The 23,847-nt window shown below is 40.0% G+C and carries 25 protein-coding genes and 1 tRNA gene; 5 read left to right on the top strand and 21 right to left on the bottom strand.

What is annotated here, in order from left to right; all coding sequences use genetic code 11:
* Positions 1–85: 85 nt before the first annotated feature.
* The 3 genes from HZB59_01595 to HZB59_01585 all read left to right on the top strand — a co-directional run bounded on the left by HZB59_01595 (position 86) and on the right by HZB59_01585 (position 3,015).
* Positions 86–484: a response regulator gene (locus HZB59_01595; GenBank protein MBI5020108.1), complete on the top strand. Its 399-nt coding sequence runs from the start codon at positions 86–88 to the stop codon at positions 482–484.
* 155 nt (positions 485–639) lie between these two features.
* A complete protein-coding gene (locus HZB59_01590) occupies positions 640–1,383 on the top strand; it encodes a glycosyltransferase family 2 protein (GenBank protein MBI5020107.1) in 744 nt (247 codons plus the stop codon).
* Positions 1,384–1,410: 27 nt separating this feature from the next.
* The gene (locus HZB59_01585) at positions 1,411–3,015 is read left to right on the top strand and encodes a glycosyltransferase family 39 protein (protein ID MBI5020106.1); all 1,605 of its coding nucleotides are present in this window, start codon (positions 1,411–1,413) and stop codon (positions 3,013–3,015) included.
* Between the two features lie 26 nt (positions 3,016–3,041).
* Here the strand turns inward: HZB59_01585 and HZB59_01580 are convergent, their stop codons facing one another.
* The 13 genes from HZB59_01580 to HZB59_01520 form a co-directional block, all read right to left on the bottom strand.
* Positions 3,042–3,953 (bottom strand): DMT family transporter, encoded by a 912-nt coding sequence (locus HZB59_01580; protein MBI5020105.1) that lies wholly within the window; start codon positions 3,951–3,953, stop codon positions 3,042–3,044.
* A gap of 133 nt (positions 3,954–4,086) precedes the next feature.
* On the bottom strand, positions 4,087–5,328 hold the full coding sequence (locus HZB59_01575) for a DUF1015 domain-containing protein (GenBank protein MBI5020104.1): 1,242 nt from the start codon (positions 5,326–5,328) through the stop codon (positions 4,087–4,089).
* A 141-nt stretch (positions 5,329–5,469) separates the two neighbouring features.
* Entirely contained in the window at positions 5,470–6,378 is a 909-nt protein-coding gene (locus tag HZB59_01570; GenBank protein ID MBI5020103.1) for a D-2-hydroxyacid dehydrogenase, read from the bottom strand.
* Positions 6,379–6,389: 11 nt separating this feature from the next.
* A complete protein-coding gene (locus HZB59_01565; protein MBI5020102.1) occupies positions 6,390–7,460 on the bottom strand; it encodes an alanine--glyoxylate aminotransferase family protein in 1,071 nt (356 codons plus the stop codon).
* Between the two features lie 375 nt (positions 7,461–7,835).
* Positions 7,836–7,910, bottom strand: a tRNA-Pro gene (locus HZB59_01560).
* A gap of 27 nt (positions 7,911–7,937) precedes the next feature.
* A complete protein-coding gene (locus HZB59_01555; protein ID MBI5020101.1) occupies positions 7,938–8,357 on the bottom strand; it encodes a MerR family transcriptional regulator in 420 nt (139 codons plus the stop codon).
* A gap of 73 nt (positions 8,358–8,430) precedes the next feature.
* Entirely contained in the window at positions 8,431–8,802 is a 372-nt protein-coding gene (gene acpS, locus HZB59_01550) for a holo-ACP synthase (protein MBI5020100.1), read from the bottom strand.
* A gap of 2 nt (positions 8,803–8,804) precedes the next feature.
* Positions 8,805–9,485, bottom strand: a complete 681-nt coding sequence (locus HZB59_01545) for a TIGR02253 family HAD-type hydrolase (GenBank protein MBI5020099.1) — start codon at positions 9,483–9,485, stop codon at positions 8,805–8,807.
* The gene (locus HZB59_01540; protein MBI5020098.1) at positions 9,482–9,760 is read right to left on the bottom strand and encodes a hypothetical protein; all 279 of its coding nucleotides are present in this window, start codon (positions 9,758–9,760) and stop codon (positions 9,482–9,484) included. The genes HZB59_01545 and HZB59_01540 overlap by 4 nt, the downstream gene beginning before the upstream one ends.
* Before the next feature lie 116 nt (positions 9,761–9,876).
* A complete protein-coding gene (locus HZB59_01535; GenBank protein ID MBI5020097.1) occupies positions 9,877–12,348 on the bottom strand; it encodes a glycosyltransferase family 39 protein in 2,472 nt (823 codons plus the stop codon).
* A 50-nt stretch (positions 12,349–12,398) separates the two neighbouring features.
* Positions 12,399–12,911: a hypothetical protein gene (locus HZB59_01530; protein ID MBI5020096.1), complete on the bottom strand. Its 513-nt coding sequence runs from the start codon at positions 12,909–12,911 to the stop codon at positions 12,399–12,401.
* 4 nt (positions 12,912–12,915) lie between these two features.
* Positions 12,916–13,323, bottom strand: a complete 408-nt coding sequence (locus HZB59_01525) for a hypothetical protein (GenBank protein ID MBI5020095.1) — start codon at positions 13,321–13,323, stop codon at positions 12,916–12,918.
* Positions 13,324–13,325: 2 nt separating this feature from the next.
* Positions 13,326–14,816 carry a HAMP domain-containing histidine kinase gene (locus HZB59_01520; protein ID MBI5020094.1) on the bottom strand — a complete coding sequence of 497 codons (1,491 nt, stop codon included), beginning with the start codon at positions 14,814–14,816 and terminating at the stop codon, positions 13,326–13,328.
* 218 nt (positions 14,817–15,034) lie between these two features.
* Between HZB59_01520 and HZB59_01515 the strand changes: the two genes are divergently transcribed.
* Positions 15,035–16,183, top strand: a complete 1,149-nt coding sequence (locus tag HZB59_01515) for a response regulator (GenBank protein ID MBI5020093.1) — start codon at positions 15,035–15,037, stop codon at positions 16,181–16,183.
* A 77-nt stretch (positions 16,184–16,260) separates the two neighbouring features.
* Here the strand turns inward: HZB59_01515 and HZB59_01510 are convergent, their stop codons facing one another.
* The 8 genes from HZB59_01510 to HZB59_01475 all read right to left on the bottom strand — a co-directional run bounded on the left by HZB59_01510 (position 16,261) and on the right by HZB59_01475 (position 22,798).
* Entirely contained in the window at positions 16,261–17,001 is a 741-nt protein-coding gene (locus tag HZB59_01510; protein MBI5020092.1) for a succinate dehydrogenase/fumarate reductase iron-sulfur subunit, read from the bottom strand.
* A 65-nt stretch (positions 17,002–17,066) separates the two neighbouring features.
* On the bottom strand, positions 17,067–18,983 hold the full coding sequence (locus tag HZB59_01505; GenBank protein MBI5020091.1) for a fumarate reductase/succinate dehydrogenase flavoprotein subunit: 1,917 nt from the start codon (positions 18,981–18,983) through the stop codon (positions 17,067–17,069).
* Between the two features lie 9 nt (positions 18,984–18,992).
* Complete coding sequence (locus HZB59_01500) at positions 18,993–19,649, bottom strand: succinate dehydrogenase cytochrome b subunit (GenBank protein MBI5020090.1); 657 nt, start codon at positions 19,647–19,649, stop codon at positions 18,993–18,995.
* A 185-nt stretch (positions 19,650–19,834) separates the two neighbouring features.
* Positions 19,835–20,707 carry an ABC transporter permease gene (locus HZB59_01495; protein ID MBI5020089.1) on the bottom strand — a complete coding sequence of 291 codons (873 nt, stop codon included), beginning with the start codon at positions 20,705–20,707 and terminating at the stop codon, positions 19,835–19,837.
* A 25-nt stretch (positions 20,708–20,732) separates the two neighbouring features.
* Positions 20,733–21,209: a hypothetical protein gene (locus HZB59_01490; GenBank protein ID MBI5020088.1), complete on the bottom strand. Its 477-nt coding sequence runs from the start codon at positions 21,207–21,209 to the stop codon at positions 20,733–20,735.
* 54 nt (positions 21,210–21,263) lie between these two features.
* Positions 21,264–21,830: a hypothetical protein gene (locus HZB59_01485; protein MBI5020087.1), complete on the bottom strand. Its 567-nt coding sequence runs from the start codon at positions 21,828–21,830 to the stop codon at positions 21,264–21,266.
* Positions 21,827–22,423 carry a recombination protein RecR gene (gene recR, locus HZB59_01480; protein MBI5020086.1) on the bottom strand — a complete coding sequence of 199 codons (597 nt, stop codon included), beginning with the start codon at positions 22,421–22,423 and terminating at the stop codon, positions 21,827–21,829. The genes HZB59_01485 and recR overlap by 4 nt, the downstream gene beginning before the upstream one ends.
* A gap of 45 nt (positions 22,424–22,468) precedes the next feature.
* Positions 22,469–22,798, bottom strand: a complete 330-nt coding sequence (locus HZB59_01475) for a YbaB/EbfC family nucleoid-associated protein (GenBank protein ID MBI5020085.1) — start codon at positions 22,796–22,798, stop codon at positions 22,469–22,471.
* A 212-nt stretch (positions 22,799–23,010) separates the two neighbouring features.
* Between HZB59_01475 and HZB59_01470 the strand changes: the two genes are divergently transcribed.
* On the top strand, positions 23,011–23,847 hold the full coding sequence (locus HZB59_01470; protein ID MBI5020084.1) for an isoprenyl transferase: 837 nt from the start codon (positions 23,011–23,013) through the stop codon (positions 23,845–23,847).

The raw sequence follows: 23,847 nt of genomic DNA, 5'->3' as shown, positions 1-23,847 counted from the left end.
TGTCCTGCATCAATAGGTGTGAACAAATACACAACCGATTTCCTCTCTTTTAAGGATATTTAGATAGCTTTTAAAGGAGTGCATTATGGACAGTATGACAGTATTAATTGTTGAAGGAGATAAGAATTTAAGATCCGGAATGGAAAGAATTCTTACGAACGAAGGTTTCAAGGTTTATGGTGTTGCCGATGGAATGGTGGGATTGGATTTTTTGAGGAATCACAATTACGATCTCGTTTTATTGGATGTTTACTTGCCCCGGCTCAGCGGGATGCAACTGTTACGATACATGAAGCGGTACAAGCTGGCAAAACGAGTAATCATTCTTACCGCTACAAGCGAAATGAAGATCGGGCAGGAAGCTGTTCGAATCGGCGCAGACGATATATTGGTGAAACCGTTCGATCTGAAATCGCTTTTGAATTGTATTAGTAGGGTACTAACTCCGGATAATCAAAAAAAGGTTACCGCCGCATATAATTGATATTTCGATAAACACATTTTATCATTTATATTTGGTGTAATCCTTTACCTAAATTTTATTTCTTTTCAATTAAATTAAAATTTTCACCTCCGATCTTATGAGATCTCCCTGAACTACTATTGTTAATTAACCGATAGTTTCTTATTTTCGGTATAATTAAACTTAAGTATCTCGATTTTTCCGTGAAAAAGAATAAAGTTATTGTAGTATTTCCGGCTTACCGCGCCGAAAAAACACTCGAGCAAACGATTAATGATGTTCCGAAAGAAATTGTCAGCGAGATGATCCTTGTCGATGATTGCAGCAATGATCGTACTGTGGAAATCGCAAAACGTTTAGGTATGACAGTACATCAACATCAAACTAATACCGGTTACGGTGGCAACCAAAAAACCTGCTACAAACTTGCTCTCGATCGTGGCGCCGACATTATAATTATGCTTCATCCCGACTATCAGTACGATCCAAGATTGATTCGTTATTTCGTAGAGTATATATCCGATGGTTATTTCGACGTGATGCTCGGCTCCCGTATCCGCTCAAGAAAAGAAGCTCTCGCAGGAGGCATGCCGAAATATAAATATCTTTCGAATAGATTTTTAAGTGTTATCGAAAACATTGTTACAGGTCAGAACCTTTCGGAGTGGCATACGGGAATGAGGGGATACAAAAGAGAAGTGATTGAATCGATTGATTATTTACATAACTCCGATGATTTTGTTTTTGATAGTCAGGTTCTTTTTCAGATTATCGCTAAAGGTTACAGAATAGGAGAAATTCCGGTACCTGTTCGTTACTTCCCCGAGAGCTCAAGTATAAATTTTAAAGCCAGTGTTCGGTACGGAATCGGTACAGTTTGGGAAGCCGTTAAATATCTTTTCTCAAAAAAACAATTCTGATTCTAAACTATTATCAATAATTGAGAGTTGAATTCAAAAGAAGAAAATAACAAATTAACATACCTACTATTACTTCTGGTAATACTCATTGTTACCATTCTTCGCATCCGTTTCCTCGGGTTTCCGCTTGAACGAGATGAGGGCGGATTCGCTTATATGGGCAAATTGATTCTTCAAGGAATCCCCCCTTACATATCAGGATATGATTTTAAACCTCCGGGTCTGTATTTGACTTACGCGATCTTTCTTAAAATTTTCGGACTAACTGCCGGCGCCATTCATATCGGATTACTGTTATTTAACGCAGCGTCAATGGTGTTGATCTTCGAATTTACAAAAAGATTATTTGGCACCGATGAAGGAGTAATTTCAGCTTTAATTTATGGAGTGTTGGCTTTGGCTCCAGGCGTTCTCGGATTTGCTGCTCATGCAACACACTTCGTTGTTTTCTGGATGCTTCTCGGCATTATTCTTGTGATGCAATTCCATAAAACGGGAAAGATATTTCTACTTATCTCTTCAGGAATTGCTTTCAGTCTTTTGGTTCTGATGAAACAACCGGGCGTAATGTTTTTCGGATTCGGAGTCGTATTATTATTGTATCCTCCAAACCGAATAAAATTCAATCTGAGTAATGCATTAAAAAATATTTCACTGTTTATCCTCGGATTTATTCTCCCATTCGCACTAATTCTTTTTTGGTATCGAACTCTGAATGCCGTTGACAAATTCATCTTCTGGAATTTCGAATATGGTTTGAAGTTCAGCAATCTTGTTAAAAGTAGTGAGGGGATTAGCGAGTTCATGATGATCTTTCCCGAGGTTGCGCACGATTTCCTGCCGGTTTGGATTATCACTGCAATCGGCTTTATTATAATTCTAGCAGACCGAAAGCAACGATACTCAAGAGTTATAATTATGCTATTTCTCTTCACATCGGTGGTCGCGGTTAGCTTAGGTCTTCATTTCCGTAATCATTATTTCGTAATGATCCTTCCAATCGTTGGTATTCTCACAGGATATCTCATCAATAAATTTACACACTTGATAGCATCCAATAAAACGGAATTATTCAAATCAATCTTATCGTTACTTTTAGGTTTATTGATTGTCGGTTACGGAATCATCTTGAACCGATCTTATTTTATCTATGATGATCTCAATACTATTTCCCGACGTATATACAATCCTAATCCATTCGCCGATTCAGAAACTATAGCGAAATATATTCGATCCAAAACCCAAAAACACGATAAAATTGCGATACTCGGTTCTGAACCGCAAATATTGTTTTATGCGGATAGAACTTCGGCAACACCGTATCTTTTCACATATTTTCTGATGGAACCGCATCCTTATAGTTTAACAATGCAAAAAGAAATGGCAAGCAATATAGAAGCGGAAAAACCCAAACTTCTGATATATATCAATCATCCGATTTCATGGGTCGTATGGCAGAATTCTCAAATGTATATCTTTACATGGGCGGATAAATTCATTAAAGAGTATTACTCGCTTACAGGATTAGTTGATGTTGTCTCTCCGGATAAATCAATTATAAAATGGGGAGATAATGCGAGTTCATATGCGGATTTGGATCGTGCAACAGTTCTTATCTTCGAACGAAAATGAATAATAGATAACTGGAGGAGGTAATCTCAGCGCAAGAAAAGCACCACTACCCCACCTACCGCAATGAAAGATCCTATAATCGCTGTCATTGTTAATTTTTCTTTGTAAATAAATTTAACAAGCGGCAGCATTAATATCGGAACCATTGCCATAATTGTTGAAGCGATTCCGACATTTGTATTCGCGATTGCGATTAAACTGAATGTAATCCCGAAGAACGGTCCGAGGAATGAACCTGAAATCGTCAGCCAAAAAGCGGTGCTGTTACCCCGGAATGTTTTTATAGGATTTCCATATCTCTTTGTTAGAATCGCGAAAGGTAAGATTAAAATAAGTGAGGCGATGATGCGAAATCCGGTTGCGACGAAACCATTTATACTTCCTTCCTGAAATGCCATCTTAGCAAGCACCAACCCCGCACCTTGTCCCGCAGCAGCAATAAAAGCATATATAATTCCAAGAGGAATGATTTTATTCTTTTGAAATCCGTCTGACTCGCGATCTATAACAACAAGAACAATTCCTGCTATTGTAATAATAATTCCAACGATACCGGTAAATGATATACTTTCATTGAGAATGTAATAGCTAAGCAAAGCCGCAATTGCCGGAGCGAGCGACATCATCAGCATTGTAACGCGTGCACCAATTAACTGGTAAGATTTGAATAAAAACGTATCCCCAATCGAAAGACCTACAACTCCACTAGCGCAAAGATAAATTCCCTGCTTCAATGATATCCCGATATCAAAACCGGCGACAGGAATTAAAACAATCAGGTAAGCAGCGGCAAGAAGCAAACGCGATATATTTACATTGAACGAACCAAGACGCTTGGTTGCCGAAGCGAATGCCATCGAACTTCCAGCCCATAAAAATGCTGTAAGAAGCGCACTCAGTTCACCCAAGTATGGTATGTTTTGATTAAGGTCAGACATCTGAAAAATAATATAAAAGTCATGGTGAGCCTGTCGAACCATGACTTCTTGAATCAAAATCACGCTTCGACAAGCTCAGCGTGACAGTTATTTGTCGATTAAAATAATAACTTAGATGTCTCTAAGATAATAATCAACTTAAAAAATGAACAACTATTCCATCTCGAAGTTTCGGTTCGAACCATGTTGACTTCGGCGGCATAATCTTCCCTGCATCCGCAATTGCCAATAATTCTTCTATCGAAGTAGGATAAAGAGCGAATGCTACGGCCATCTCGCCCGAATTTACACGTCTTTCCAGCTCTGCAAGTCCACGTATTCCGCCGACAAAATCGATTCTCTTATCCGTTCTTGGATCTTCGATACCAAGCACGGGCTTTAAGAAATAATTTTGTAAGATTGCAACATCAAGTTTTTCTACCGGATTAGGATTAACAAGGTATTCATTCTTAATTTTTAGTAAATACCAATGATGATCAAGGTACATTCCAATTTCACCTTTGGCTCCCGGATGAACCGGATTTAAGCTATCTCTTACATCAAAAAACTTTTTCACTTCTGATTTAAATTCATTAACCGTACGTCCATTTAAATCTTTAACAACCCGGTTATAATCCATTATCTTCAATTGATTGTGCGGGAAGAGAACCGCAAGGAAGAAATTATATTCTTCTTTCCCCGTATGACGTGGATTGGCATCCGCATACTCTTTCCCCACCCGCGCGGCGGCGGCGGAACGATGATGTCCATCGGCAACATATAAAGAGGGTACTTTGCTGAACGCGGTACTTATCTCATCTATCTGTTTCGCGTCTGCTATTATCCATAATTTATGTCCGATACCATCGTCAGCTATAAAATCTACTTCCGGCTTTGTGTTTTTAATTTTATTTATCATCGAATCAATCATATCAGTTGCGCGATACGTTAAGAAGATAGGACCCGAATGCGCGTTTGTTACTTTCACATGTTTAGTTCGATCGTCTTCTTTATCTTTTCTTGTTAACTCGTGCTTCTTAATCGTATTGTTCAAATATTCCTCAACCGACGCACACCCTACTATACCGTACTGCGTATGAGTTCCCATAACTTGGGCATAGAGATAAAAGCATGGAGTTTCATCTTCTTTTATGATACCATCGTTGATCAGCTTTTGAAGATTCTCTTTCCCTTTTTGATAAACTGATTCATCGTAAAGATTTGTCCCGACAGGAAGGTCAATTTCCGGTTTACCAACATGAAGGAAAGAAATTGGATTTCCTTTCGCCTCAATTCGTGCTTCTTCTGAATTTAATACATCATAAGGTCTAGCCGCCACAGATTTCGCATATTTGGGAAGTGGTCTGAACCCTTTAAAAGGTTTAAATGTTGCCATAATTAAATTTCGAATTAATAATTTGATAAAGAACGGACGCGCTTGCTTGTGCCTTTGAATCAGCAAAACGCGTCCGATTATTATTTAAGAATCGAAAATGATTTGTAATCTTTTTTCGACTTTTCTAAATTAAAGCGGATATTATTTTAATGCCTGTACAACCTTCTGAGCTATCTCTTCTCCAACACGTTCCTGCGCTTCGTTCGTTGACGCACCGATATGAGGTGTAACAGAAACATTCGGATGCTTAATTAACTCGCTTTCTTCCGGTGTTGGAGGCTCGTTCTCGAAAACATCCATCGCCGCGCGTGCCACTCTGCCGTTCTTTAACGCTTCGAGAAGATCTTTTTCCGAAACTACTCCACCTCTCGCGCAATTAATCAGAATTACACCCTTCTTCATCAGGTCAAACTCTTTCTTTGTTATTGTCGGACCTGTTTTTTTATCCAAGGGGATATGCAACGAGATGTAATCTGAATTCTTAAGAACATCATCCTTGCTTACAAGTTTAACATTCAATTCGGTACTTGTAACAAAAGGATCATGCGCGATCACTCTCATTCCTAAACCCAGTGCGCGCTTTGCCACTTCTTTACCGATATTTCCAATACCGATAAGTCCCAACGTTTTTCCGGTAAGCTCAACGCCTTTGCTGTATTCTTTTTTGGGCCATTTTCCTTCGCGCATTTCGGTGTTTGATAAATGCAAGAATCTGCTCAACGCAAACATATGCCCGATGGCAAGTTCAGCTACGGAAATAGATGATGCGCCGGGAGTGTTCAACACTTTGATTCCTTTTCCTTTCGCATACGGAACATCTATGTTATCAAGTCCAACACCGCCGCGCGCTATGGCTTTCAGATTCTTTCCCGCGTCAATGACTTCTTTTGTCACCTTCGTCGCGGAGCGAACGATGATTGCGTCGTACTGCGGAATTTCTTTCAGCAACTCTTCGGGAGTTAATTTTTTATCAACGACATCAAGACCCGATTCGATTAAAATCTTTTTCCCAATATCTTCAATTCCATCAGAGATTAAAATTTTCATAATTCATCCTTTTTTTAAAGTGATAATACTTTTTCAATTGCCGAAGTCACCTCTTTAATATCGGCCATTGTCAACTCGCCCATATGAGCGATACGGAAAGTTTTTTCTTTCAAATCGCCGTATCCATTAGAAATTTGTAATCCAACTTTTCCCAGCGCAGAATTCAGATCGCCAACATTAATATTCTTCGTGTTGGTGATTGTTGTTAATGTTTGCGATGAATATTTTTCAACAGGGAATAAAGCGAAATGCTTCTTCGCCCATGCGCGTGTGAATTCTGCCATTTCAAAATGACGTTTGAATCTGGCATCTAAACCTTCAGCCAATATTCTGTCTAATTGGAAATTCAGAGCGAACATATGCGAGAGCGAAGGAGTTGACGGGTACTGATGATCTTTTTTCTCGATGTAATTATAAAGATCAACTATATCAAGATATAAGCCGCGGTTCTTTACTGTCTTTGCGTGTTCTATTGCCCGCATCGAAACCGACGCAATCGACATTCCCGGCGGAAGCGCGAGCGCCTTTTGGGTTGATGTTATACAAACATCGATACCTAATTTATCTACATCAATCTTAACACCGCCAAGTGAACTTACAGCATCCACGAGCCAGTAAACATCCGGATATTTTTTCTTTAAGTCGGCAAATGGTTGAAGATCGTGCATTATGCCTGTGCTTGTTTCGTTATGCGTGATTGTAAAAACATCGTACTTACCTGTTGATAAATATTTTTCAACATCTTCTGGCGTAGTTGGTTTACCCATCTCGGCAGAATGTTTTTCTGCCGGTACGCCATTCGCCTCTGCCATTTTGAACCAACGGTCGCCGAACGCACCGACAGAAAACACAACAGCACGCTTTGCAGTGATAGAGCGGATTGCGCCCTCCATTAAACCGGAGCCGGATGTTGTTGAAAGTAAAATCGGATTCTGAGTGAACATTAGCTTGCGGAGCTTTTCGGTAATTTCACGCTGAAGAGCCGACGCGTCTTTAGATCGGTGTCCGATCATCGGTGTTGCCATTTTCTGTAAAACTTCTGGAGCTACTTCTGTAGGTCCGGGTATAAATAATTTTTTTCTCATGCTGATTTAACTCCTTTATAGTTTAAATTTTTCAGGTAAAAATTCACAAAGATTTCAATGTTTTTATTCAACTTAATCAGAGAAAACAATCTTATTTCGAGAATTTCATCTATTTTTAAAATCATGCGGGTAGATCGTAGAAGAAGATAAGAAGAGAAATTGACTATTTCAAACCGTAACTACGATTGGATTAGAGCTATACAATTTATTAAATGATAACATAGAATATGACACAAATAAAAAAAGCCGTGTTTCTTTCACGGCTTTCTTGTTGGAACGGCGGGATTTTCCGCCAGAGGCGGATCAGCCTACGGCTGAGAACCCGCGACTTTGACATAAATAAAAAAAGCCGTGTTTTTCTACACGACTTTCTTGTCGGAACGGCGGGATTTGAACCCGCGACCCCTTGCACCCCAAGCAAGTGCGCTAGCCGGGCTGCGCCACGTTCCGAGGACTGAAATTTTTTAGACTAAAACTTTAGGTTAACTTCACCAACAACTCTTCGAGGAACATTTTTATTTCCACAAGATCGTTAGATAACCGATTGTCGACACTTTTAGAAACAGGCACAACATTCGGTTGAACGGAGACATCGGAGCTTTGGGATTGTTCCGGTATCAACTCTAACTGCTCACCGTTATCGGCATCGGGTAAATAAGTCGCAAGAATTTGTTTAGCGCCTTCAATGGTGTACCGTTCTTCCCGAAGTAATTTCTTTATAAAAAGAATCAGCTTAATTTCTTTGTTGGTATAAATGCGGTTCCCGGCACGGTTTTTCGCTGGTTGAAGTTGTTCGAATTCCGTTTCCCAGTACCTTAGCACATACTGCTCAAGATCGGTGATCTTGCTGACCTCGCTGATCGAGTAGTAAAGTTTTTTTATTCCAAGCTGTTTCATAATATTTCCGCCAAATTGACGTTTATACAATTCTTCATATCAATAATACGGAAAATATGAAAGAAAGGCAATCTTATCGCTTTTCGATGATCGCGAACGCGATCACCACATTCTCGGAATGAGAAATCGAAACTAACACGTTGCTTCCCGATAATATCTCTTTCACATGTCCGTAAAGAATAACCGACGGCTTTCCAGCATCATCGTTTTCAACTTCAACATCTTTCCATTTAAAACCGCCGCTCCACCCTTTTGCCAGCGCTTTCGCGACCGCCTCTTTTACGGCAAAACGCGCGGCAAGATGCTGTACCTGATACATTTTGGAATCGGCATAGGCGCGTTCTTTATCGGTAAAGATCTTGTTCAGGAAATGTTCACCGAATTCATCTATCGATTTTTTAAATCGGGATATCTCAACAACATCAACGCCTACTCCTTCAACCATATTTATCCGTTCTCCTCGTCGACTATAAGCAGTAAATCTTTTATGTCGTTGATCTCAAAATCAGCGTGTGTTTCAATCGTACCGAATGTGTCGCCATAGCGGGCAAAGACAGTTTTCATCCCAATATTCGCCGCGCCGATCATGTCACGCTCTGCCCAGTCGCCAACCATCAGCGAATCTTCAGGTTTAACATTCAATCTTTCAAGAGCTTTTCTAAAAGGTTCCGGTTTGGGTTTACGTTCACCCGTATCATCGAAGGTGACAACCGCATCAAATATGTGATGGAAGTTTAAGTAGCATAATCTCAACCATGCTTCACGCGCTGGCGCATCCGAAACTACCGCGAGTTTGATACTCCGTTTTAATAATTCTACCAGCGTGAGATAAACGTGGGGATATGGAACAAGAGCCGCTTCGCGTGCGCGCCGGTAAGCGATAATGCCTGCAGAAAGGATTTTATAATCGACTTTGTTAAAGACATCGTACAAAAGCTGATCGAAAACACTTTGGAATTCCATTCCCCTTTCTTTGTAAATCGTATCGATTCGCGACTGCACCTCTTCCTGGGGAATATTTAAACCGGCATCTATCATAGCATGAATCGCCGCTTCTATTGCTTGTCGCTTCATTGCCATGAAATCTACGAGCGTATTGTCAAGATCGAAGACGACAGCTTTTATCATTGTGTCCGATCCGATCTGCGAAGTTTAGCCGCTTCATCTTCAACAAAGATACGTAGTTTATCGCTGATACCTTTCAACTCAACTCCATAATCGTTGAGAGCCAGTGCAAGAGCGCTGGCTTTTCGTGAATCGAGTAAACGCTTGTTGACCACAACAACCTTTTGATCTTTCAATACGCAAAATCCACCCTCGAAGTCACCTTTCTCGTACCTTATATTTATGCCTAACTGTTTGGCGAGCTGTTCCAACTCGGTTACTAAATGTGAATAATTCATTTTCTCGTTTAAAGAAATCTTTCTTTTGATGAGGAAAAAATAACGATTTTCTATTCGATATACAAATGATTTCCAGATCGGAACTAATACCTTTGTTAAAAAAGATATGATTCAGATTATCTTTTTATTTTTAATTCAAGAGAATCTATATGATTTTGCAACGCAAAATTGGTAGGATTTATCTCCAAAGCGTTTCGATATACTTTATTTGCAACTCTAAATTTTGATTTTGTTTCGAATACCTGTCCAAGAGAGAGAAACGCAGGCTCATTCCGTGGATCATAATAAACAGCCCGCTCGAACTGATCAATCGCCTCTTCAAACAACTCGATTCGTTTATATTGCTCACCGATGTTGAAATATAATTCACTCTTCTCCGTGACTGATTCAATCATCGCCAGTGAATCGTACAAATTGAAGATCGTATCGAAGGCAGATACAACTTGATTTTTTTGGTCGATATTCTTAAGTGTCGCTAAATATTTCTTTGCATGAGCCGTATCTCCATTCTGAAGATTGAAATGTATACCCCAAAGCAAACCGACAAAATATGTCGAATCGCTTTTAAGATAGTCATCAAGAATTTCTTGCGCACGGCGCGGATAACCCAATTTCCAGTAAAGGGATGCGGTTTTGAATGATTCAACTCCTCTGCTTAGTTCAAATTTTTCAATTCTGGTATTCAATACTTGTTCCATTGCTTGCAGATGAAGGCGGGATTGAAAAATAAAACCGAGAGACTGCGGTAATTTATAAAGCGTATTATAATGTTTCATTGCATCCACAGAATCGCACGCAAGAGATCTGCATACAATCATCTGGTAAATCAATGCAGGGTGCAATGAATCAATTTCCAGAGCTCGTGAAAATATCGAACGTGCTTCATCGTATTTACCGTCTAGCATATCGGCGCGTCCCTGTTCAACTAAATAATTTACAGTTGTTGAATCGCTTGAATAAGTGAGCACTGCACCGGAAGTTGCCGGCTCGCGAAATCTGGAGTGAATTTTATATAAATATAAATTTCCGACCGAATATACCTTTTCGAACCATAACCTTTTCGATTCAAGCATCAGGAAATGAAATATTTTTAAATCTTGTCCGCGGCTTGGCGAAAGTATATACCCGACATTATTATCGCGCAGTAACGTCTCGAACACCGGCTGGACCACACCTTGATCGATTTCGATCATTTTTCTATTTCCAATAACGGTTGAGAGATTTTTCGCCGGACTAGCAATTGTCACGCTGTCGGGTAAATTTCTTGAAATCCACTCACCTAACATCGACCATGGCTGTGTGAACATGATTGGACAATGTTCCTCTTTGCCATATTTCTTGAAGAATTCAACCGGTGAAGATCGGTAGGTGGTATTAAGTTTTAATATTTCCCACGCACTAATGAAATTCGGAGACAGCAATATCACCACGACTGCGGTTATTATATATTTATTTTGAAATATTTTTCTATACGTGTAGTCGTTTTTATATTTTATGATTGTCCTGCATGAATAATAGATGATCAATGGCAGAACAGGCATCAGAAATCGGATATCATAAACAGGATATAGGAATATTGTGCATAAATAAAGGAAAAGAAAAATAGATTTCAGCAACGCAGTTGTTGATGACTGAAAATCGAGGACAATTCCTCTAGCGACAAAAGGTATAACCACAAAAAGAACGAGAAACTTCCCGGCACCTGCAAAGAACGAGACTAATCCGGTATAGATGCCCGACGATAATAATTGCAGCTTGAACTGATGAGCAATGAACAACGGATAAATTACCATTCCGCCAAGTTGATAAAAATATAATTTGATATTCAGCCAAACACGCAAAGCAATTTCGTTAATTAAAGGAGTTTCGGGTGTTGTAACAAAATGCTGTGCAAGTAATGAATAATTGCTCGATTGTCCTTCGGGAATATCGCCGATCAAATAATGATTCCTCAGATACCACAACCCCATTAATGAAACCACAGCGCCGGCGATTATGAAGGCGCGTCTCCATTCTTTCTGCAGTAAACAAGAGATGACTGCCCCGACTGCAAGTACAACACCGATTTCACGTAAAAGCGCGACAGCCGCGATTGACCAAACAGATATAATTAGATTTTTTTTGTTCTCTATTTTTTTATCTAACCATATGAATGAAATAAAGAGAAAAGAAAGAAACGGGGCTTCCGATAAAACTTCGGTGCTGTAAATAAAAGTCAGAGGATTAAACGCGAACATTATTGAAGCGCCAAGTGCAACTCCGTGATTACCGAAGGTAAGGATGAGTCTATAAAACAATATGATCGCAAGAATGCCCCAGAGAAGTGTCCAAATTTTTGCGGCTTCAAGTGAAAACGGAAAAATCAGTTGAGAGGGAATTAAAATGATCGGATAAAGAGGTGCCTGAACTGAAAACATATCCGGTTCCGGCTGTGTATTATCTACAAATCCGTTTCCATGAGCAAGAGAATTTGCAAAGATAAGATAGCGGCTGCTATCAGGTGTATATATTGTCAGATCGTTCAGCCGTAACAATCCGATTCCGAAAAATATGACACAAATCGAGGCCAAATATATTTTGTGTCTCATATTTAAATTAGATAGCATTAAAAAATAATCTGATAAATTAAATGGCTAGTTCAATTAACAGCAGATTTCTTCATCGGTTGTAAAACTGCAATAATAATTGCTGTATAATAACTTAACAAAGCAATCATCGGCACTCCTGAAAGGGCGGCAAGGCGATGTATGAGAAGTTTCCTAAATTCAACAAGATCATTAGACCCTAAATGATCCAGGTACCACAATTTTAAATCGAGTATCATACTGTAAATTTCAACAGGTGTAAATAGATAAAAGAGAATCGCAGTCATCATTAACCAGCCATTATCTTTCAATCGAAATGGTGATGTTTTGAGAAAAACAATTCCGCATATCCAGACTATCAAATAAGCGACATAAATGACCATCGAACTTTGGGCTATTAAACTGAAAACTGCTCGTTCAACGAAAGGATGAATATTCGGTTTAAAATCGAGCGTACCCATCTGCAGCAGATCGAAACCGACCATAGCCCTGATATTTATTCCGCCAAGCCAAACAATTGCTGCCATTAATAATATTGCCAGAGCGATTTTCCAACTTTTCAACATTTTTCTACCGTTTTGCCTTTCGTTCAATATAATAATTTTGCAGCCAACTCAATTCGTGTATAAAGATTCTGAATTCCTGAAAATCCTCGGAAGTTGTAATCTCGCAGAGCCGCGAGAACGAGTCCTCTCCTTCTGTAAGATTGCCGATGATTGCTTGGGTCGTTTCTATACTTTTTGTGAATTCCAATTTGATCTTTTCTGTTTCCTGTGATTCTACACCTGCGCGATCTAAGATATTCCAAGAGTTTGTAATAAACTTCGCTAAAAAAATCAACTCATCGAATTTAGATCGATTATCTTTTTGATTTGCATAATCAACAAGTCGGCATATTTGATTAAAGTATTGAAATTTTCGCCGGGAAAGATCTTCAACATTTCTTACTAACTTTATGGACTCAGGCGTAAGATGCAATTTTAGTTCACCTTAACAAGTGGAAGAAGTATGGTGAATGTTGAACCTTTGCCAACTTCACTTTGAACACCGACTTTTCCACCATGCGCTTCCGATACGTGTTTAACCAAGGCAAGTCCCAATCCTGATCCTTTCTCTTTCACTAACGGTACATTTTGAGCTTGATAAAATTTATTGAATAATTTGGCGAGGTCGGCTTGCGGAATTCCAACGCCGGAATCTTTTACTTCGATACGCACACAATCAGATGGCGGTTTGCCTTCTGCCAAAGAAGTGAGAACCGTTTTTACCTGAACCGAGATGGTACCGGCATCCGGTGTATATTTCAACGCGTTCGATAGCAAATTACTGAACACTTGACTCATGCGTTCTTTGTCGAGCATCATGCTGCCGAATTTATCGTGAGTAAAATCTAAATTGATTTGACGCGTTTGGGCGATCAATTGCGCTTCCTGAATCAATGGTGTGATCACGTCAATCAGATCGGTCTGCTCATAATTAAATTTCATCAAACCGGCTTCCATCTTGGCGATATCGAGAAACGAATTTACGAAATTATTTATTCGGTTTGTTGCCTGATGAATCATTCCAACAGCATCCTTTTGCTTCTGGGTCAGCGGAACACCGTCTTTTGTATGAACGATTGAATAACACCCTGCTTTGATAACCTGCAAAGGAGTGCGCATCTCGTGCGAAATTTCAGACATCATTTGCATTCTCATATCGTCGAGTTGTTTCAATTTTTCACTCATCAAATTAAACGCGCGGGTTAAATCGGCAATTTCGTCGTTTGATGTTATCGGAACTGTTTCATAATGCGCCTCACCCACCTTCATCGTTCCAAGTTGAAGCGCGCGTATAGGTTTGATGAACATACGCACAAGTAAGAACGCAATTGCACTCCCGACAACCAACCAAAGGGCTATGGCCCATCTGACCGTTGATACAGCATCGGTCATTTTTTTATTGTAGCGGGTCATTGCTTCGTCGAGAATCGGGATGAACTCATCGTTCAATTTTTCTATCCACTGCCTGATAGCATTAAGTGTTATTGATTGTACCGGTCCTTCACTGAATTTATACCCATTCTCTTTCCTCTCCGCTTTGCCGACTTCATCGAGAAGCATAGATTCGTACTTATCGTGTTCACGTCTAATCGCTTCAAGCAACAATCTCAGAGTGTCGACACCAATAATCCGGCTGAGCGAATCAGTGGTTTTGACGAACTCACTTTTTGTTAAACTGAATTTCCTTTGATCATCGCTGCTGCCACTAATAATGTATTTGTCACCGACAACGATCTCGGTCTCAAAAACACGATCAAGGTATCTGATTAATGATAGCGTACGAAATGCAGGTTGATCTTCAGGAAAAAGCTCGGATAAGACCGTCATGCTTGCCATCACGAAAAAAAGGATAATTAGACCATATCCGGCAAGTATTTTTAGTAACAGCGGGAAACGGTATTTGGAGAAATTTTTATTTTGATTCAATGATAACCTGTAATCGATAGTTCTTATAATCTAAACGGTTTCAAGATAGGCGAGAAATCTGAAAAAGTCAAATTTTTCGTAGTTGTTTCTTGTTTTCATTATTTTTATATTTTCTCAGAAATATTAGCGTTTCTCATTATTTGTTAGATGTAGTGTGTATGCGAAATCTCTAACATGACAAACATTTGAATTCAATTCTGCAAAATTAAGGAAATGAGATGGAAGATATCCGTACTGCCTCGTTAGATGCAAATCAGAAATCACAAATTGAAGAATGGCTTCGGGAAGCCGATAAAAATATACGCACAGGTAGATATCTTGCCGCCGACGAATTACTTCAAAAGGTATTCGCCATCCATCCTCAAAATACAACCGCACGTGCATTTCAGGATAGGATACAGTTTCTGGTTAAACAATTATCTCAGCGTGTCGGGCTTGAAGATGATATGTACAAAGAGATAAAAAAATACAGAGACCTAATCACTAAACGAGGAACCATACAGCTCAATAATCTTCTATCGTCGGCGCAAAATTTCCTTAAAGAAGGAAACATAAGAAAGGCAAACGAACAGATTAGTAAAGCACTTTCACTCGATAGCCAAAACTCGTTTGCCAAAGCTCTTCAGCAACAACTTATTGATCTTCAAAACAGACCTGGCGTTTCCGCAGCCGATGTCGGAAAGGAACTTAAATTTTGCGCTATCTTAAAGGAATCTTGGAAAGATGGTATCCCCAACGATGCGCAGGAAGCATTAATCGCCAAAATGCAGCAGGAATTCAGTGTTACTCCTGGCAAGCGTTTGCAGTTTGAAAGAGAAACAAAAAATTTATTATACAAAGAATCGCTGGAGAGTATCTGGGCTACAGGGGGATTATCTGCGTTCACGACCGAGGCAGTTGACGCTTTAAGAAAAAAATACGAAGTCTCCCGCGTCGATCACGCTGTTATTGAGAGCAATCTCCTCAAAGAATTTAGAAAAAACAGAATTCGCGGAACTATTCTTGTTGTGGATGAGGATGATCAAACTCTCCTTAATATTACGAGTGCATTGCGAACTAATCATTTCGCGGTTATCGGTGCAAACAATATCGGGGAAGCTCTTTCCTGCCTGAAGATTGCGACACCGAATGTGATTATATCCGAATCGCATTTTCAATCGGGCGAAGCGGGATTCGAATTATACAACTTTATTCGCGGTAACTCTTTTTTAAAAGGAATACCATTCATATTCATCACCGGTTCGCTGGATCGAACAACATTATTGATAGGAAAACGACTTGGTGTTGATGAATTTGTACCTAAACCGATAGATTATGAGTTGCTCGTCGCGATCATTACCGGGAAAATTCATCGAAGAACAAATTGATTAATCCGGATAAAACCTCATGAAAAAAGGCGAATTAATAATTCGCCTTTTTGTTTGGAATTCATTACTGATACCGGTCAGAAAAATTTAGCGCGTATAAATTCGCGGTTCATGCGGGCGATATGAGCAACGGAAATTTTCTTCGGACATTCGGTTTCACATGCGTAAGTATTCGAACATAAACCGAAACCCTCTTTATCCATTTGACGAACCATTTGTTGAACTCTTAATCGTCTTTCGGGATCGCCTTGAGGCAGTAATGCTAATTGTGATACTTTTGCGCTCATGAAAAGCATGGCGGAAGAATTTTTGCATGCTGCCACACACGCTCCGCATCCTATACATGCGGCAGCGTCCATAGCTTCCTCGGCATTCGCTTTCGGCACCGGAATAGAACTGGCATCCGGCGCTCCTCCGGTATCAACGGAAATATAACCACCGGCTTGAATTAGACGTTCGAAAGCGGTACGGTCTACCACTAGATCTTTTATCACAGGAAACGCTTTCGATCTCCATGGTTCTACGATGATGGTAGTGCCATCAACAAAGTGGCGCATTCTGAGTTCGCAGGTCGTAACCCCGCGCTGAGGACCGTGGGCTCTTCCGTTTATGTATAAACCGCAACTGCCGCAAATTCCTTCCCGGCAATCGTGATCGAACGCGACTACATCTTCATTCTTCTTGGCAAGATCGCGATTTATTGCATCGAGCATTTCGAGAAAAGACATATCAGGAGATATATCAACTGTCTTATATTCCACAAACTTCCCTCTCGAATTTCTATCGCTTTGCCGCCAGATCTTTATTGTAAAATTCATATGATATCAATACAAAATTAATATGGAAAATTTCAAAAATATTTCTAACAAAAAAAATATTAATCTTATTTATAACTACGTGTTGCCTGCTTTACATTCTCAAAAGTTAACGGTTCTTTATGTAAATCCCATTTCATTCCGTTTCCTTTATATTCCCAAGCAGCGACGTATGAAAATTTTTCGTCGTTCCGTTTCGCTTCACCGTCTTCTGTTTGGTACTCCTCACGCAAATGACCGCCGCACGATTCCTCCCGGTGCAAGGCATCTGTTACCATTAATTCGGCTATTTCAAAATAATCTGCTGCACGGATCGCCTTTTCTAATTCGGGATTAAAATTATCTGCCGAGCCCGGAACCATTACATCTTTGTAAAACTCATCGCGAAGCTGGGGGATTATTTCAAGCGCTTTTTTCAAACCTGCTTCATTACGGGCCATCCCGCAATAATCATACATAACTTTACCTAACCGCTTGTGTAATTCGTCTACTGTTTGCTTTCCCTTGATCGATAGAAGGCGTTTGATCGTCTCGTTAATACTCTTTTCACTCTCTTTGAATTCAGGATGATCATTTTTCACGGAAGGAAATTTTGTTGAAGCCAGATAATCGCCGATTGTGTATGGAATAACAAAATATCCGTCGGCAAGTCCTTGCATTAATGCGCTTGCACCAAGGCGGTTTGCGCCATGATCTGAAAAATTAGCTTCCCCGATAGTATATAAACCGGGAATTGTTGTCATTAAATTATAATCAACCCAGAGGCCACCCATCGTGTAATGGACTGCGGGATAAATTCTCATCGGTGTTTCGTAAGCGTTTTCCGCAGTAATCTCATGATACATATCGAACAGATTACCATACTTCTCCTCTACCCATGCTTTACCGTTTCTTTTTATTGCATCAGCAAAATCTAGATAGACTGCAAGACCGGTTGAGCCGACTCCGAATCTTTTATCGCACATTTCTTTCGCGCGTCGCGATGCAACGTCGCGAGGAACCAGGTTTCCAAACGACGGGTACATCCTTTCTAAGTAGTAATCTCTTTCAGCTTCAGGAATATCTTTTGGATTTCGTTTATCACCCTGTTTCTTGGGAACCCAGATGCGTCCATCATTCCTTAAGCTTTCGCTCATAAGAGTAAGTTTAGATTGATAATCGCTGGATAGTGGAATGCATGTTGGATGAATCTGAGTAAAGCACGGATTACCGAAGAACGCCCCTTTTTTGTGCGCTTTCCAGATGGCAGTGCCATTAGAATATTTTGCAAGCGTGGCAAGATAAAAAACATTTCCGTATCCGCCGGTAGCAAGTATTACTGCGTCTGCTATGAATGGTTCAAGGACGCCTGTCTCTAAATTGCGTGCAATCACTCCGCGGGCTTGACCATCAATTTTAATCAAGTCAAGCATTTCGCGCCGACCGTAAAATTTCACACTCCCTTTCTTTATCTGTCTCGATAATGCGCTGTACGCACCCAATAAAAGTTGCTGTCCGGTTTGTCCGCGAGCGTAAAATGTTCGGGAGACCTGAGCTCCGCCAAAAGATCGGTTATCCAATAATCCGCCGTACTCGCGGCCGAACGGCACTCCCTGCGCAACACATTGATCAATAATGTTACCACTTACTTGCGCCAGCCGGTAAACATTTGCTTCACGTGCGCGATAATCACCGCCCTTTACCGTGTCATAGAACAATCGCCAAATGCTATCGCCGTCGTTCTTATAATTTTTAGGCGCATTGATGCCGCCCTGTGCCGCGATACTATGCGCCCGCCTTGGAGATTCGTGATAACACATCGATATCACATTGTAACCGAGCTCCGCAAGAGAAGCCGCTGCAGAAGCACCCGCTAAACCGGTCCCGACAACTATAACTGAATACTTTCGTTTATTGGCGGCATTCACCAGCTTCATGTTGAATTTATGGTTATCCCATTTTTGTTGTATGGGACCTTCAGGAATTTTTGAATTTAATATGCTCATAAAAATCGATCAAAAATATAAAAGAAAATAGAGTGGCATACTTGCAAAAGCCAACGGAATAAAGAGCCAAATAATTATACCGATCATTTCTATAAAAGATAAATAAGATTTTGTACGAATACCGAAAGTTTGACATGCAGATTGGAATCCGTGTTTAAGATGAAAACCGAGTAGGAACATCGCAACAACATAAAAAACACCATAGACAGGATTGCTGAATGTTTCTCTCACTACTTCAAACATAGAATACTCTGCACCTGCTTCATAGCGCGAGTTGAACCAGAATTGCCGCATATGCACAACAAGAAAAATGAATACGATACTTCCCGACAGGAACATTGTCCGTGACGTGAGTTTACTGGTTTCACTTTTTTTCTGAAGTTTATATGCGGAACCCCGGGCGCGCTTGTTCAGGAACCAAGTATACGCTGCAGTAACCATGTGAAATATAAAGATCAGAAAAAGTCCCACCTCGATGATGCGAATAACGACAACCTGAGGTAGAATTTCGGCATAAGTATCAAACGCTTCGCCTCCGTCGTTTCGGAAGATTAGTAGATTACCAAACAGATGAATCACCAGATAGGTGATAAGGAAAATGCCGGTTGCACCCACTACCAATTTTTTCCCGACCGACGAGTTATAAAAATCTACAAGGACACGCATTGTTCAATAAGTATAAAAATGATTAAAAAAATATGGTATCGAAGAACAAATCAAATGATGGTGTGATTGGTCTGAAACAGATATTATCACGTTGAAAAATGTAGGAAAAGAAATAGAAAGATGCAAGCCATTTATTCTTTCATCTGCAGGTGCGTTTGTTTAAATCGATCCGGAATTCCCATTATTCAGATAGATTCATTAATAAATCTTCTGACGGAGATAATACTTCCGAAAAATCCAAGGAATATTCCACCCGAAATTATTGATAAATAAAACAAAATATCCACCTCAAGGAAATCTACTAATTCATTCGATACTAATCCTGCAGCCATTGTGAACAGGTAATAAAATATCGCGGTAGAAATTATACCTCCGATCAATCCTTGTAAAATGCCTTCGATCACGAATGGCAAACGAATCAACAAGCGTGATGCCCCAACCAATTTCATTGTTTGAACAGATTTTCTCTTTGCATAAATTGTCAACCGAATTGTATTGGATACAAGGAAAATTGAGGCAACGGCGAGTAAAGTTCCTAATAAAAGTCCTACCGAATAGAGCATCTTAACTCGTTGATCTAAAAATTCTAAAAGTTCTCGACGATAGGCGATGTTATCTATACCTTTAATCTCTAAAATTTTCTTATGAATCTCTTCAGCTTTTTCTCTGGTTCGATATCCTTCTTTAAGGACAATTTTAAAAGACGATGGTAGCGGGTTGAAATCCAGAACACTGTTAATATCTTCGCCGAATTCTTCTTTGAATATTTTTGCCGCTTCATCTTTTGAAATAAACCGTACCTGCTCGATACCCTCAACCGATTTTAACTGACGCTCTATTTCAATAAGGCGCGCATGATTAATTGGCTCTTCTAAAAACGCTTCCAACTCAACACGCTGTCTGATACCTTCTACTAATTTAGATGTATTTGTTGAAACGACATAAAAAAATCCAACAAGCAGTAAAGAGATGGTAATCGTAATAATCGATCCGAACGATGCGAATTTCGCCCGACGAAAGCCGCCTATTCCTTCTTTAATAATGTACCCTAAACTCACTTTTTATCCTTTCAGATAAACAAAGTTAAAAATTCGATTCATCACGCCAGTGTACAAGTTTCCATGAGTCGTCTTCAGTTGACCTGGTAAAAACAAGTTTTGCGTAACCGTCGACCCGCTCAACATCACCGGGATTGAATGTAACGGTCAAATTAAAACCACGGACTACTGACCTCCGCGTCTCTCCGGTATCGGCAGAGATCAGTGTATTCCATATAACCGAAATAGATTGCACACTCTGAAACAATCCGTAAGTCGACCTCATCTCATCGTCTCTTCCCCAGCTTACGTCAACACCGTGGTCGTAGTCGCGGTAACTGAATGTAAATTTTGAATCGATAAGAGAACCGTAAAGATTTGTGTCTTTAAATGCGTAGGCATTCCTGAACGCGCAGAAGAAATTTTCCAGGTTCCGGAGATCGGAACAAGATTGTGACGATGATTCGGTATCTAATCTTGGAGCAAACGGATTTATACATTTGATTCCTGTCAATGAAATCATTACGGTGATGATTACAATGAACAATATGTTTGATAATTGTTTGATGTTAGTGTTTCAAAAATTAAAATTGTATTTCAAATAACTCCAAGTAGAATCGGTGGTGGTTTTACTGTCTTCCCATCGATAGATCGACCAGCGCTGTTGTTGATTTATCGAAAGAAACAGATGCATATATCCTTGAACTTGCTTTGTAACACTCGCGCGTTGGTGAGGATAAATCAGCAGATAATTCGCGGTGAATTCCGCTGATGATGAAGTTCGGTTTTCGGAGTTGAGATTTGTAAAAAGCAGAATCGGTACCGAATAAAGCGGCTTTCCCAAATTCTGGAAATATCTTTTTTCGTCTTCCAGTGACCACGATGTGAAGATTCCCTGAAAATTTCCCGAGGGAACGAAGGTGAACGATTGCGCAGAGAGAGCTGTATCAACAAAACATCTTATATAATTATCGACATTTGATGAAACAATGGCATTCTTTAAATTATCAATAACAATTTCCGGAGTTACGGGCGGTTCGAATAGGGAGCCATCGGACACAGGTTTCTCCGGCGTACGCGGCGTGAACAAATCGCAGCCGACAATAAAGATGAAGAACGGAAGTGAAATCTTCCAGAGCTTCAAACAACAACTCTCCCTTCAAGCGCCCTGGTAAGTGTTGCCTCATCTGCGAATTCCAAATCGCCTCCAATCGGAATTCCACGCGCTAATCGCGTCACCTTTACACCGAGCGGTTTAAGCAATCGAGTAAGATATATTGTCGTTGCTTCTCCCTCGATGTTCGGATTGAGAGCGAGTATAACTTCATGAATGTCGGCATGAATTCTAACCAATAACTCTTTCACTTTGAGATCTTCGGGTCCAATTCCTTCCAGAGGCGATAGCGATCCGCCGAGGACATGATAAACTCCGTGATACTCGCTTGTTTTTTCGATGGCAAGTACGTCGTTCGGTTCCGCCACGACACAAATCGTATCAACCTCGCGTTTATTACTGATACAAATCCCGCACGGATCGGTTTCTGTAAAATTACAACAAATGGAACAATACTGCATTCGTTCTTTAACATTTACCAGCGCCTGAGAAATTTTCAGCACATCTTCTTTCGGCAATTTTAAAATATATAAAGCAAGTCGCTGTGCCGATTTTTTCCCGATACCGGGTAACTGAGAAAATTCTTCTATCAATTGGTTCAGAGATTCAGAGATATAAAGCATGGATTAATTTAAGAGAGATTAAAAAAACCATATTAAATCTACGATTTAAAAACCAGGTAAGTTTAAACCCGGAATATTTGGTATCATCCCCGCTGTAACTTTCTGCATTTCTTCCTGTGCCATCTTCTGCGATTCATCAAGTGCCTTGTTTACGGCAGCAACTACGAGGTCTTCCAACATATCGGCATCATCGGGGTTGATTACTTCTTTTTCAATTTTAATTGAGGATATTTGTTGTCGGCCGTTTGCTGTTACTTTTACCATACCCCCACCTGAATCAGCCGTAACGGTTTTATGTTCGAGTTCCGCTTGCACCTGAGCCATCTTCTCCTGCATTTTTTGAACCTGCTTCATCATCCCTTGCATATTGGGCATACCCATTGTTTAATCCTTTGCTTTATAAAAAATAATTGAAATGATATTTGAATTTCACATTAATATATCTTTTTTCGTAAGGAAAAACAATCTGTTATTTAATATCTGTATGATTTAAATATATTCGGTGATTTCTTGACTTTCTATGCAAAATGCCGTAACTTTTAATACAAATCATCAACAAACTATCGAATCCAGAGGAAATTTCAAGTTTGATCTCCCGTCGGACTAAAAAATCAAACATAGACGACAATTATCTTCAGAACCAACTGAAACAAAGCGGTGCTGTACCCGTTCACATCGCAATAATTATGGATGGAAACGGACGCTGGGCGAAGAAGCGAAATCTACCAAGAGTTGCCGGACATAAAGAAGGCGTTGAGTCGGTTAGAGATATTGTAGAAGTGTGCGGGCAACTCGGTGTTCAACATCTGACTTTGTATGCTTTTTCAACCGAGAACTGGAAACGACCCAAAGATGAAGTCTCAATGTTGATGCGGTTATTGATGAATGCTCTGAGAGATGAAACCGATAAATTACATAAGAACAATGTTCGGGTGAATGCGATCGGAGATATTTCAGCACTGCCTGTTGAGGTAAGAAATGAATTGAATGATGCGAAAGAGAAAACTCTTAACAACACCGGTTTACAATTACATCTAGCTTTAAGTTACAGCGGACGCTGGGATATCACTCAAGCGGTCCGTAAAATTGCCGATGAAATAAAAACCGGAAATCTATCTCCGGACCAAATCACCGGCGAAATAATTGAAAAGCACTTGACCACGCAGAATATTCCGGATCCGGATTTGCTTGTCAGAACAAGCGGAGAATTTCGGATAAGTAATTTTTTACTTTGGCAGCTTGCCTATTCCGAAATTTTCATCAGCACAGTATGCTGGCCCGATTTCAGACGCAATCAGTTGTACGAAGCGATTATCGATTACCAAAAAAGGGAACGACGGTTCGGCATGGTCAGTGAGCAATTAGGAAAAACATCTTCTGAATTCAATTTCGTAAAAAAAATTTTAAAACACGTATCAGGATAA

It is taken from the genome of Ignavibacteriales bacterium, from assembly GCA_016214905.1.
Lineage (GTDB): Bacteria > Bacteroidota > Ignavibacteria > UBA10030 > SZUA-254 > PNNN01.
This window is presented reverse-complemented; position numbering and strand designations above follow the sequence as displayed.

Bases quoted from the DNA above. Each gene is read 5' to 3' on its own strand.
- HZB59_01575 (MBI5020104.1), bottom strand. From the start codon at position 5,328: ATGGCAACATTTAAACCTTTTAAAGGGTTCAGACCACTTCCCAAATAT.
- acpS (MBI5020100.1), bottom strand. From the start codon at position 8,802: ATGGTTGAAGGAGTAGGCGTTGATGTTGTTGAGATATCCCGATTTAAA.
- HZB59_01475 (MBI5020085.1), bottom strand. From the start codon at position 22,798: ATGCCCAATATGCAAGGGATGATGAAGCAGGTTCAAAAAATGCAGGAG.
- HZB59_01565 (MBI5020102.1), bottom strand. From the start codon at position 7,460: ATGAGAAAAAAATTATTTATACCCGGACCTACAGAAGTAGCTCCAGAA.
- HZB59_01505 (MBI5020091.1), bottom strand. From the start codon at position 18,983: ATGAGCATATTAAATTCAAAAATTCCTGAAGGTCCCATACAACAAAAA.
- HZB59_01580 (MBI5020105.1), bottom strand. From the start codon at position 3,953: ATGTCTGACCTTAATCAAAACATACCATACTTGGGTGAACTGAGTGCG.
- recR (MBI5020086.1), bottom strand. From the start codon at position 22,423: ATGCTTTATATCTCTGAATCTCTGAACCAATTGATAGAAGAATTTTCT.
- HZB59_01515 (MBI5020093.1), top strand. From the start codon at position 15,035: ATGGAAGATATCCGTACTGCCTCGTTAGATGCAAATCAGAAATCACAA.
- HZB59_01490 (MBI5020088.1), bottom strand. From the start codon at position 21,209: ATGATTTCATTGACAGGAATCAAATGTATAAATCCGTTTGCTCCAAGA.
- HZB59_01530 (MBI5020096.1), bottom strand. From the start codon at position 12,911: ATGTTGAAAAGTTGGAAAATCGCTCTGGCAATATTATTAATGGCAGCA.
- HZB59_01540 (MBI5020098.1), bottom strand. From the start codon at position 9,760: ATGAATTATTCACATTTAGTAACCGAGTTGGAACAGCTCGCCAAACAG.
- HZB59_01510 (MBI5020092.1), bottom strand. From the start codon at position 17,001: ATGAATTTTACAATAAAGATCTGGCGGCAAAGCGATAGAAATTCGAGA.
- HZB59_01595 (MBI5020108.1), top strand. From the start codon at position 86: ATGGACAGTATGACAGTATTAATTGTTGAAGGAGATAAGAATTTAAGA.
- HZB59_01500 (MBI5020090.1), bottom strand. From the start codon at position 19,649: ATGCGTGTCCTTGTAGATTTTTATAACTCGTCGGTCGGGAAAAAATTG.
- HZB59_01535 (MBI5020097.1), bottom strand. From the start codon at position 12,348: ATGAGACACAAAATATATTTGGCCTCGATTTGTGTCATATTTTTCGGA.
- HZB59_01545 (MBI5020099.1), bottom strand. From the start codon at position 9,485: ATGATAAAAGCTGTCGTCTTCGATCTTGACAATACGCTCGTAGATTTC.
- HZB59_01555 (MBI5020101.1), bottom strand. From the start codon at position 8,357: ATGAAACAGCTTGGAATAAAAAAACTTTACTACTCGATCAGCGAGGTC.